Below are 10,627 nucleotides of genomic sequence, written 5' to 3'. Positions count from 1 at the left end.
CTTGCTGCATGACGTTTCGGCCGACCTGGGAAGCATCGTGGAGTCGCCCGACGGGAGAGTGATCGATGATTTGCGGGAAGCAGGGATCTACGACGTCGCGGCCTCAGGCCTGACGGGCCTCCTCAACGGCCAGCGCCAGTTCGGCGAGGTCGCGCGCCGCGAACATCGAGCGCATCGACACGCTCACCCCGAGGTCCTTGCGTATCCGGCCGGCCAGCTTCGCTGCGAGCACCGAATGGCCGCCCAGGCCGAAGAAGTTGTCCTGAGGAGTCACTGGGCCGATCTTGAGTGTCTCGCTGACCATGGCGCACAGGATCTGCTCGTACGAGTCCGCCTCTTGACCGGCGACCACGGCGGTCCGCTCGGGAGCGGGCGCGCCGGCCCCGGACCGCGAGGCCCTCTCGGCGAGAGCCTTCCGGTCGAGCTTCCCGTTCGGCGTGGTCGGGAACTCCTCGACCACGACGACGCGTGAGGGAACCATGTGCTCGGGCAGGGTGCCGCGCGCGTGCTCGCGCAACTGCTCCTCGGAAACGGCGTGCCCTGCGGGTTCCTTGACGTGCGCGACGATGTACTCGGTGGCCACGTCGTCGCCCTCTACGGTGGCGACGGCCATCTCCACCGCAGGGTGGCTCTCCAACCGGGCCTCGATCTCGCCGAGTTCGATCCGGAAGCCGCGGACCTTGACCTGGTGGTCGATCCGCCCGGTGAAGAAGAGTTCGCCGTCCGGCTCGCACCGTCCGCGGTCTCCCGACCGGTACATCCGGCTCCCGGGCGGGCCGTAGGGGTCGGCGACGAAGCGAGCTGCCGTCAGGCCCGGGCGGTTGAGGTAGCCGCGCGCGACTCCGCTTCCCGCCAGGTACAGCTCGCCCTCCTGGCCGTCGCGGAGGTCCCGCAGTCCCTCGTCGAGCACATGGACCGCGCCGCCGATCCACGGCGTCCCGATGGTGACCTCCTCCTGGACGCGCTCGACCGGTCCGCCGATCGACGCGCCCACGGTCACCTCGGTCGGACCGTAGGCGTTGAACAGACGCCTGCCCTTGGACCACTCCGCGGCCAGGGACCGGGTGCACACGTCACCGGTGGAGGTGATCGTGCCGCCCGGCAGCAGGCCCTCGCTGTCGGTGGCGCCCAGCGCGACCGGCGGCAGGACCGCGTGGTTGACGTCGTGCTTCAGCATGGTCTCGCGCAGCGACTCCCCCGGCATCAGGTCGTCCTGCGACGCCATCACGAGAGTCGCACCGTGCAGCAGCGCCAGCGTGAAGTCCCAGAACCAGGCGTCGAAACTGAAGGACGCCCACTGCAGCACCCGGTCGCCGGGGCCGACCGCATACAGCTTCGCCTGGGTCGCGACCAGATCCGCGACGCCGGCGTGGCTGACCGCGACGCCCTTGGGGGCACCGGTCGAGCCGGAGGTATAGATGACGTACATCAAATGGGCAGGGCTCAGCGGCGCGAGCCGCTCGTCCGCGGCGATGTCGGCACCGCTCCCCTGGCTGCAGACCGCCTCGTCGAGCACGAGCTCCGGCACGTCCAGGCGCAGTGACGTGACGTCTTCCGTGCGCAGCAGCAGGACGGGCCGCGCGTCCACGACCATGTGGGTAAGCCGCTCGGCCGGATATTGCGGGTCGAGCGGCAGGTAGGCGCCACCGGCCTTCAGCACGGCGAGCACCGCGACGATGAGCTGGGGCGACCGTGGTATCGCGACCGCGACCAGGCAGTCGGGCCCCACGCCGGCTGCGATCAGTCGCCTGGCGAGCCGGTTCGCGCTCGCGTTCAACTCCGCATAACCGACGACGGTGTCCTCGAAAGCGATCGCCGGAGCCTCGCCCGACCGGGCGACCGTGGACTCGAACAGATCCGAAACAGTATCCATCTTCACTCCCCTCCGACACGGTTCGCACACCAACAACAACCATGGTTCGGCGCCCTGGCGGCCCGGCACATTCTTGCCGAGACCTTCTATACGTCTTCTGTGCCGATTCTTAGGTATTGCGCACCGGCCTCTATGTCCTCTGTATGCGCCGCCGATCAGAAAGCCACGATGTCACGCGGCTTCATACGTCACCGAAGCCGTGAAAGAACTCTTTCTCCGCTCGGGCACGGGCGGACTGATCGCCCATGATGAGTCTTCGCCTAACGGCGCTCGCGCCGCCGTCTGAACATGCATACCGCACGCTTGCGTTCGTGACGAGGAGAGGGATCGAAGTGACCGAGGAACTGAACTACCGGAACTATCTGGAGCTCGACACTTTGCTGTCCCTCCAGAAACCCCGCAGCGCAGGGTCGGCGGCCACGAAGTCCACAGTTCTTTCGGAGCAGTTCTTCATCATCGCGCACCAGACGAGCGAACTGTGGCTCACACAGATCATCGCCGATCTGGAGGCCTCCATCGACACATTCACGACGACCGACGACACGTCTCGCGCGGAATGGGTCATCGATCTCCTGCAGCGTGCGGCGGAACTGATCCGCCTGCTGCACAGTCAGCTGACGGCGCTCGACCGGCTGTCCCTGTCCGACTTCGCCGCGTTCCGTCCGCTGCTCGGGACCGCCAGCGGAGCGCAGTCGCAGCAGTTCCACCGGCTGGCGAAGCTCATCGGTAACGCCGAGCACGACGGGCCCCTGTACGAGTCGTTCACCGCGTGGGTGGCCAGGTCAGGGCAGTCCGTCACCGAACTCGCGCTGAAGGGCACCGAAGCGAACGCCTACTACCGGATCATCGACGTCATGCTGGACATCGGCAACGCCTACTGGCGCTGGCAGGTGTGCCATATCGGCCTCGTCACGAAGATCATGGGCAGCCGGCCCGGAACCGGCGGCACCTCGGGGGCCGGCTACCTGCTCGACCGCTGCACGCTGCCGTTCTCCGAGCTGCGTGAGCTGCGTGGTCAGGCACACGTCGGGCTCAGCATCGCCTAGACGGGCTCGAGGACGAAGCCACGCCCCCAGACGTTGCGCACGGCGAGTCCGACCATCTGCAGGCGCCGGCGCAACCGCATCACGTGGAGGTCGAGCGCGTTGCTGGACGAGCTGGCCCCGGAGCGTTCGAGGATGTCCCGCAGTTCGGCCCGGTAAATGATCTGTCCGTATCGGGCCACCAGCGGCGCCAGCATCTCGCACTGCGTCAGCGAGAGCGTGACCGACGAGTCCTTGAAGCAGAGGATGCCCGCCGGGTCCAGCACGGGCTTCGACTTGAGCACCCCCCGGGCCGCCAGCTGCCGGACCCGGGCCTGGAGGTCCTCCCTGACTATCGGAGGCCGCACCCAGTCCTCGTGGAAGCTCAGGTGTTCGGGAGGCGCCGCGCCGTGCTCGACGACCAGAAGACACAGATGCCCGCGGACTTTGCACTGCTCGCGTTTGTCGCTCTCGGCCGGCCATCGGACGAACTTGACCCGGTTCTTCATGTCAATCTTCACAGGTATCCCCCAATTAACCTTGTTCCGTTGAATACAAGAAGCGGGCTGTTCAGGCCTTGTGCGCGTCCATTGCGTCCCGCAGGCTCTTGGGCCGCATATCGGTCCAGGTCTGCTCGATGAATTCGACCGTCTCGCCCCGGGCTGCCGGGCCGTACGCAATTCGCCAGCCATCGGGCACGGCTATTCCACTCGGCCACAGCGAGTATTGCTCTTCGTCATTGCACAATGCCAGGAAGTCTTGACTGTCATCCTCGAACAGATCAGGCATGATTGATGATCCCCTAGGCTGATCGGAGTCCTTCTAGGAATCGAGGCCGCGCAGGGCCGGAACACCGAAAGTGACATCCACTCTGCGGATGTCACTGCGCCCTGCAAGCCAGTCTCTGGAATTGGAAGAACTTTAACCATCCACGTCTCGCCACGAAAGTGTCACTCCACATTCGCCCCTGTGTATTTTTCACACGGAGAAATGGAGAAGTCGACGCCAGCCGTGCGCAGCGTGGTCGTACGCTGCGTGGTCGTGCGCCCAGGGCCGCACCGCACCCGCGGCCGGCGGCGGCCTCATCGGTGGACATCCCGGCGAAGAAGACGTACGCGTGTCAGGGGTGTTGACATCCACCTGCGGTCACGCGAAGGGCTCCCGCTCGTCCGCCTCCGCTGATGTGGATCATCAGGGCGAACGAAACGGGAGCCTGCCGTCACCGGCTGACCGTCAGGAACGCGCGGCCTTCGAGTCGAGGACGTGCTCCAGGTAGTCCCAGTGGCTCGGCAGCCGTTCGACCTGCGCCTTTGCCTGGTCCCTGATGAGCCGCAGCTCCTTCGTCGCGGCGACGTCGTCCATCATCGCCAGACCGGGCAGGGACCGCACCTCGAGACCGCCCAGCCCCAGGATCATCGCGGTGTACGAGTACGGTTCGAATCCGTGGTAGTAGGGGTAGACCGTGTTCTCGTCGGGGAGCTTGACCTTCCACTGCTCCAGCCGTTCGGCGAGGCCGTCGGGCTTCGCCCGGGTCTTGGCGTCCCGCCAGTAGTCGTTGTCGTTGCGCTTGGCGGCCACGTAGTGCAGGACGAGGAACTCCCGTACGCCGTCCATCACATGGGCGACCTGCCGGTTGTAGGACCTGCGCAGCTGATCGTCGTCCCGGCCGCCCGGGAAGTGCTTCACCAGCTGCTCGATCCCGTTCTGGATGAAGAAGATCCCCGTCGACTCGAGCGGCTCGACGAACCCGCTGGACAGTCCGATCGCCACGCAGTTGTTCACCCAGGAGTTCTCGCTGCGGCCGATGCGCATCCGGATGTGGTTGGCCTCCAGGTCGTCCGCGGCAGGGCCGACGAACTCCCGGAGCGTGCGCTCGGCCTCGTCCGGGGTGCAGTAGTCGCTCGCGTAGACATAGCCGGTACCGATCCGCCCGACGAGCGGGATGGTCCAGATCCAGCCCGCCTCCTTCGCGGTCGACCTGGTGTAGGGGCCCATGCCCTGGTCGGCCATCTCCCTGGGCACGCGGAGCGCGACCGCGCTGTCGTTCGGCAGAGTGTCCTGGTAGGAGACGAAGGGCACGCCGAGCTTCTTGTTGAGCAGCATGCCGCGGAACCCGGTGCAGTCGATGAAGAGATCGCCCGCGAGGTCGCCGCTCTCCTTGGTGCGTACGTGCGTGATGTTGCCGCCCTCGTCCAGTTCGGCGGCGACGACGTCGTCGAGGACGTGCCGGACCCCGCGATCGGTGCCATAGCGAGTGAGCAGCTTCGCCAGCAGGGTCGCGTCGAACTGGTACGCGTACGGGAACTGGGTGGTCTGCTCGGCCATCGTGGACCGGGCCATCGCACCCGACCCGTGCTCGCCGAACTCGGGCCCCAGCCACTGTCCGTCCATCCCGCGGGGCGAGCGCTTGGCGTCGCACAGCGCGGCGATCACCGTGCAGTCCCGGTCGTAGTCCGCGCTGGGCTTCTTGTGCAGCCACCAGTCGGCGAGGGACACGCCCTCCACCACCCGCGGCCGCTCGAAGGGGTGGTAGAAGTGATGCCCCTCGGCCCGCCAGTCGTCGTAGCGGATCGCCAGCTTGTACGTGGCGTGACACTCCGGCATCCAGTCGCGCTCCTCGAGTCCGAGGTACGCGAAGAAGTGCCGGATCGTGCTGAACGAGGCCTCACCGACACCGATGGTGGGCACATTCCTGGACTCGACGAGAGTGACCGCGAGCCGGTCGCCGAACGACGCCTTCAGATACGACGCGGTCATCCAGCCGGCGGTCCCGCCGCCGACGATCACAACACTCTTGGCCATCGTTTCCTCAACCCCTTTTGCACGAACTGACTTCGAACCTCTCACCGGCCTCGTCTCAGGCGGCTGACGTCGGGCCCCCGTCACCGCACTCGTCGACGAACTCCACGATCCTGCGCACCCCCGTCTCCAGCGCGGACTGATCCACGCAGAACGCGACACGGACCAGCTGCCGTGCCCAGGGCGCGAAGGTGTGGGAGCGGACGCGGCCCCGGTCGTCGAGCTCTGGGCGCATGGCGAACCCCTCGCCCGGAACGACCGCGACGCCCTTGCGCTCCAGCAGCCGGGCCGCGAACGTCTCGGCGTCCATACCGGTGCGGCCCACGTCCAACATCGCGTACCACCCGCCGGCAGGGAGCTCGTGCAGCAGCCCGGCCCGGATCAGCGGCGGCAGCGCCACGTCCCGGTTGCGCTGAACCAGCTTGCGGTTGGCCGCCGTCGACTCGTGGCGGCTGTCCAGCGCGGCGATGCCCGCGTACTGGACCGGGGTCGAGGTGCCGATGATGTTGGCCTCCTGGGCGACCTTCATGACATCGGCGGCGCGGTCGTTCGCCAGCGCGACGTAACCCAGCCGGTAGCCGGTCATCGCGAAGCTCTTGGAGAAGCTGAAGACGCTGTGCACGATGCGCTCTTCGACGGGGAGGTCCCGTTCGAACGACGCGACCGAGACGTGCTCGCGCTCGTAGACGAAGTGCTCGTAGGCCTCGTCGCTGATGACCTGCCAGTTCCGGCTGCGCGCCAGGTCCAGCAGGGCGCCGATCTCCGAGCGGTCCAGGACCACACCGGTCGGGTTCGCCGGCGAGTTGATCAGCAGGACCCGGGTGCGCGGCGTCGCCGCGGCCGCGATCGCCTCGGGGTCGGGCCGGAGGTCCGCGCCGAGCGGGTAGAGCACGGGCCGGAAACCCGCGAGCACGGCCTGCTGCAAGTGGACCGGCCAGTGCAGCTCCGGCAGCAGGATCTCCGCGCCGGGCTCCGCCAGCGACTGCAGCAACGCGGCCAGGCCCTGGCAGGAGCCCGGTGAGATCAACAGCCGGGAGACCTCGCTGTCCACGCCGTTGTCCGCGCGGAGCTTGTCCACCACCGCCGCACGGAGTTCCGGCAGGCCCTCCACCCCGGTGTACTTGGTCTCACCGCGCCGCACGGCGTCGATGAAGGCCTCGGCGACGTTGTCGGCCGGGTTGAAGTAGGGGTCGCCTACATGCAGCTTGACCACATCGACGCCGGCCTCCTTCTCTCTGAGCTCCGCAGCCCGGAAGATGCGGTGCAGGCAGGAGGAAGGAATGGATCCGGCGGCGGACAACGTCTCGGAATTCATGCTCGTGCCACCTCTGTCCCGTTGGAAACCGTCAGATTCATCAGGTGTGTCATGCGGTGCGGCCGCCGTCGACAGGGATCAGCGCGCCGGTGATCCAGCCAGACAGCTGCGGGTCGAGCAGCAGGCAGACCCACTGGCCGATCTCGGTGGCCTCGCCGAACCGGCCCATCGGGGTCGACGCGAGGAGGTCGAGGCGCATCTGCTGGGTGGCCTGTTCGCCCAGGCCGGTCTCGTTCCACATCGGGGTGTCCACCGGGCCCGGAAGGATCGCGTTCACGCGTACGTCCGGTGCGAGTTCCCTGGCCAGGGAGCGTGTGAGGCTGTTGAACGCCGCCTTCGTCGCGCCGTAGAAGGAACGCCCCGGCATGGACAGCGCACCGCCGACCGACGAGATGTTGACGACGCTGCCGCCGCGGGCCCGCAGTTGCGGAAGCGCGCGTCGGATGAGCTGGGCCGGCGCGGCGACGTTGACGGCGAACATGGCGTCGAACTCCGCGGGATCCATCTCCTCCAGGCGGCCGAACCGGGCGCGCCCGGCGTTGTTGACCACCGCGTCGAGTGCGCCGAAACTCTCGGTCGCCGCCGTGACGATCCGTTCGGCGGCACCGGACGCACCGACGTCCTGGGCCACCACGGTGACAGCGTCCCCGTAGCGTTCCGCCAGCTCCCCCAGGGGTTCCGGGTTACGCCCGACGGCGGTGACGCTCGCGCCCGACTTCAGCAGGCACTCCGTGATCCCACGGCCGATACCGGTGGCCGCGCCGGTGACCACGACCGACTTCCCGGCGAGCGTCATCCCACGACCTCGCTCTCCGCAAGGACCGAGAGGATGTCGCTGATCAGCTCGTCCGGGTCGGACAGGAACCGGAAGTGCCCGCCCGGGAAGGCCCGCACGCTGAACGGGCCGGTTCCGGACTCGGCCCAGGCCTCCAGCCCGGCAGCGTCGACCAGCGGGTCCTCGGTGTTGAAGTAGCCGCGGACCCGGCTGCTCAGCGACCCGTCGGGCCGCTTCGGCCGGTAGGTCTCGTGGAGCGCGATGTCCGACCGGAGCACCGGCAGGAGCAGCTCCCTGAGCTCGACGTCGTCCGCCACGTCCGGGTCGATGCCGCCCATGTCCCGCAGTAGGGACCAGAGTTCGTCGTCGGGGAGCAGGTGCGTGCTCCCGCCGGCGGCCGGCCACGGGGCCGGTGCGCCGGAGACGAACAGGCAGTCCACGGGTGTGCCTCGCTCCTGCAACTCCCGCGCGGTCTCGTACGCGACCAGGGCGCCCAGGCTGTGTCCGAACAAGGCACAGGGGGCGGGGTCGAGGCGCTGCAGTTCGGTCGCGACGCAAGTGGCCATCTCGGCGATGCTGCTCGCGGGGTCTTCGGCGATCCGGTCGGCGTGCCCCGGGTACTGCACGGCGAGCAGCTGGGAGTGCGCGGGCATCGCCGACGACCAGGCACGGTAGGTCGCCACCGAGCCGCCGGAGTGGGGAAAGCAGACCAGCCGGTCAGCGGGGCGCTCCACGCCGTTGAGGGACCGCACCCAACCTCGATCAGGCGTTCGTCTGAAGGTCACACCGTCGAGCTTCACCGAACGCGTGACCCACCTACGACAATCTGTCAAAGCTCTGTCGAATCTTCCGTCACTCCTGCGCGGCTGCCCGAACCTGATGCCGTCGCAACCAAGGAGGACGCATGCTGGACGGGTTCGTGCCCTGGCCGCCCGAGTTCGCCGACCGCTACCGCCGGGCCGGCTACTGGAACGGGGTCTCCCTGAGGCAGCTGCTCGCCGACAGCGCGGGACGCCGCCCGGACAAGATCGCAGCGGTGGACGTGCAACGCCGGGTCACGTACGGCGAGTTGCTCGCGGAGGCCGACCGGATAGCGTCCGGTCTGCTCGATCTCGGCATCGGCCCCCGGGACCGGGTGGTCGTGCATCTGCCGAACCGGATCGACTTCCTGACCACCGTGGTCGCGCTGCTCGGCATCGGCGCGATACCGGTTCTCGCCCTGCCCGGTCACCGCCGTGAAGAGATCCTCCACCTGACGCGCGCTTCGGGTGCGGTCGCCTACGTCGGCCCGGACCGGCTACAGGGGTTCGACTTCCGGGCGCTGGCCCGCGACGTCCGCCGGGAGGCGAGCAGCCTGCGGCACGTCGTGGTCGCGGGCGACGCCGAGGAGTTCACGCCGCTGTCCGAGCTCGCTCTGGCCGCCGAACGGGAACTGCCGCCGGTCGACGCGTCGGAGGTGGCGCTGCTGCTGCTGTCGGGCGGCACCACCGGTGTGCCGAAGCTGATTCCGCGGACCCATGACGACTACGCGTACAACATCCGCGCCTGCGCCGAGGTCGTGGAGTTCGACGACAGCGGTGTCTACCTCGCAGCGAATCCCGTGCCGCACAACGCCGCACTCGGCTGCCCCGGAGCGCTGGGTGCCTTGCTCCTCGGCGGCAAGGCCGTCCTTGCCGCCAACCCCAGTCCCGACCACGTCTTCCCGCTGATCCAGCAGGAAGGTGTCACGCTGACCACGCTCGTACCCGCCCTGGCGCTGCTGTGGGCGGACTCGGTGTCGTCCAAGCCGGTCGACATGAGCCGCATGACCATCCAGGTGGGCAGTTCCAAGTTCGGGCCCGCGGCGGCGGATCGGGTGAGCAAGAACCTGGGCTGCCGGATCATGAACGTCTACGGCATCGGTGAGGGCCTGATCACCCACACGCGGCTCGACGACCCGCCGGAGGTCGTCTTCAGCACCGAGGGCAGGCCCGTGTGCCCGGACGACGAGATCAGGATCGTCGACGCGGACGACCGCGAGGTCGGCCCGGATGTGACCGGCGAGCTGCTCACCCGCGGCCCGTACACGATCCGGGGGTACTTCGCCGCGCCGGAGGTCAACCGCCGGTCGTTCACCGCCGACGGGTTCTACCGCACCGGTGACCTCGCCCGGATGACCGACGACGGGAACGTCGTCATCGAGGGCCGCCTCAAAGACATCATCCATCACCTGGGCGAGAAGGTCTCGGCGGAAGAGGTCGAGGGCCATGTCCTGACCCACCCTCTGGTCCGGGACACCGCCGTGATCGGCGTCCCGGACGAAGAACTCGACGAACGTCTCTGCGTCTTCGTCGTCCTCGGAAGCAGCGCGAGCACGTCGACGCCGGACATCACCCTGCGCACCCTCCGGGAGCACCTCCGCCAACGCGGCCTGGCGTCCTACAAGTTCCCGGACGAGCTGATCGTGGTGCCGGACCTGCCGCGCACTCCGGTGGGCAAGATCGACAAGCAGGCGCTGAAGGCCTCGCTCGGTGAGCGCCAGACGGCCTAGGTGTACTGACCCGTGAGGTTAGGAACGCGGCTGGCGGGTGGTAGGCCGCCGAGCGCGGTGTGCGCGCGGTGGTGATTGTAGGTGTGCAGCCAGTTGGGGAACGCTTCGCGTCGTTGGCTTTCTGAGTGGTAAGGGCGGGCGTATGCCCACTCTTCCAGCAGGGTGCGGTTGAGGCGTTCGACCTTCCCGTTGGTTTGCGGCCGGTAGGCGCGGGTGCGTTTGTGCGAGATGCCGGCCGCGGCCAGCGTGTTGCGCCAGGCGTAGGACTTGTAGCAAGCGCCGTTGTCGGTGAGGACGCGCTCGACAGTGATCC

Annotated in this window: 10 protein-coding genes; 2 read left to right on the top strand and 8 right to left on the bottom strand. The window is 68.0% G+C overall.

From position 1 onward, the window contains the following. Positions 1 to 103 precede the first annotated feature (103 nt). Positions 104 to 1,873: a non-ribosomal peptide synthetase gene (locus H181DRAFT_RS17545; RefSeq protein ID WP_045865634.1), complete on the bottom strand. Its 1,770-nt coding sequence runs from the start codon at positions 1,871 to 1,873 to the stop codon at positions 104 to 106. 332 nt (positions 1,874 to 2,205) lie between these two features. Between H181DRAFT_RS17545 and H181DRAFT_RS17540 the strand changes: the two genes are divergently transcribed. Beyond that, positions 2,206 to 2,919 carry a tryptophan 2,3-dioxygenase family protein gene (locus H181DRAFT_RS17540; protein WP_045865472.1) on the top strand — a complete coding sequence of 238 codons (714 nt, stop codon included), beginning with the start codon at positions 2,206 to 2,208 and terminating at the stop codon, positions 2,917 to 2,919. On the opposite strand, the gene H181DRAFT_RS17535 is transcribed toward H181DRAFT_RS17540, so the two are convergent. From H181DRAFT_RS17535 to H181DRAFT_RS17510, 6 genes are all read right to left on the bottom strand, one after another. Further along, entirely contained in the window at positions 2,916 to 3,404 is a 489-nt protein-coding gene (locus H181DRAFT_RS17535) for a winged helix-turn-helix domain-containing protein (RefSeq protein WP_045865471.1), read from the bottom strand. The genes H181DRAFT_RS17540 and H181DRAFT_RS17535 overlap by 4 nt on opposite strands. Before the next feature lie 61 nt (positions 3,405 to 3,465). After that, positions 3,466 to 3,684: an MbtH family protein gene (locus H181DRAFT_RS17530; protein WP_045865470.1), complete on the bottom strand. Its 219-nt coding sequence runs from the start codon at positions 3,682 to 3,684 to the stop codon at positions 3,466 to 3,468. A gap of 444 nt (positions 3,685 to 4,128) precedes the next feature. After that, positions 4,129 to 5,697 carry a tryptophan halogenase family protein gene (locus H181DRAFT_RS17525; RefSeq protein ID WP_074467923.1) on the bottom strand — a complete coding sequence of 523 codons (1,569 nt, stop codon included), beginning with the start codon at positions 5,695 to 5,697 and terminating at the stop codon, positions 4,129 to 4,131. Positions 5,698 to 5,752: 55 nt separating this feature from the next. Next, complete coding sequence (locus H181DRAFT_RS17520) at positions 5,753 to 7,009, bottom strand: pyridoxal phosphate-dependent aminotransferase (RefSeq protein ID WP_045865469.1); 1,257 nt, start codon at positions 7,007 to 7,009, stop codon at positions 5,753 to 5,755. Positions 7,010 to 7,058: 49 nt separating this feature from the next. Next, the gene (locus H181DRAFT_RS17515) at positions 7,059 to 7,805 is read right to left on the bottom strand and encodes an SDR family NAD(P)-dependent oxidoreductase (RefSeq protein ID WP_045865468.1); all 747 of its coding nucleotides are present in this window, start codon (positions 7,803 to 7,805) and stop codon (positions 7,059 to 7,061) included. Further along, positions 7,802 to 8,518, bottom strand: a complete 717-nt coding sequence (locus tag H181DRAFT_RS17510) for a thioesterase II family protein (RefSeq protein ID WP_158715450.1) — start codon at positions 8,516 to 8,518, stop codon at positions 7,802 to 7,804. Before H181DRAFT_RS17510 ends, H181DRAFT_RS17515 begins: the two co-directional genes overlap by 4 nt. Before the next feature lie 170 nt (positions 8,519 to 8,688). Here H181DRAFT_RS17510 and H181DRAFT_RS17505 point away from each other — a divergent pair, with 170 nt between their 5' ends. Next, entirely contained in the window at positions 8,689 to 10,314 is a 1,626-nt protein-coding gene (locus H181DRAFT_RS17505; RefSeq protein WP_045865466.1) for a (2,3-dihydroxybenzoyl)adenylate synthase, read from the top strand. On the opposite strand, the gene H181DRAFT_RS17500 is transcribed toward H181DRAFT_RS17505, so the two are convergent. Then, positions 10,311 to 10,627, bottom strand: a 317-nt coding sequence (locus H181DRAFT_RS17500) for an integrase core domain-containing protein (RefSeq protein ID WP_045865465.1), incomplete at its 5' end; no start/stop codon positions are given. The two genes, H181DRAFT_RS17505 and H181DRAFT_RS17500, sit on opposite strands and share 4 nt — an antisense overlap.

This window comes from Streptomyces sp. WMMB 714 (assembly GCF_900090125.1).
Classification (GTDB): Bacteria; Actinomycetota; Actinomycetes; order Streptomycetales; family Streptomycetaceae; genus Streptomyces; species Streptomyces daqingensis.
The sequence above is the reverse complement of the archived record's forward strand: the minus strand, read 5'-3'. Positions and strand labels throughout refer to the sequence as shown.

Bases quoted from the DNA above. Each gene is read 5' to 3' on its own strand.
- H181DRAFT_RS17545 (WP_045865634.1), bottom strand. From the start codon at position 1,873: ATGGATACTGTTTCGGATCTGTTCGAGTCCACGGTCGCCCGGTCGGGC.
- H181DRAFT_RS17535 (WP_045865471.1), bottom strand. From the start codon at position 3,404: ATGAAGAACCGGGTCAAGTTCGTCCGATGGCCGGCCGAGAGCGACAAA.
- H181DRAFT_RS17530 (WP_045865470.1), bottom strand. From the start codon at position 3,684: ATGCCTGATCTGTTCGAGGATGACAGTCAAGACTTCCTGGCATTGTGC.
- H181DRAFT_RS17525 (WP_074467923.1), bottom strand. From the start codon at position 5,697: ATGGCCAAGAGTGTTGTGATCGTCGGCGGCGGGACCGCCGGCTGGATG.
- H181DRAFT_RS17520 (WP_045865469.1), bottom strand. From the start codon at position 7,009: ATGAATTCCGAGACGTTGTCCGCCGCCGGATCCATTCCTTCCTCCTGC.
- H181DRAFT_RS17515 (WP_045865468.1), bottom strand. From the start codon at position 7,805: ATGACGCTCGCCGGGAAGTCGGTCGTGGTCACCGGCGCGGCCACCGGT.
- H181DRAFT_RS17505 (WP_045865466.1), top strand. From the start codon at position 8,689: ATGCTGGACGGGTTCGTGCCCTGGCCGCCCGAGTTCGCCGACCGCTAC.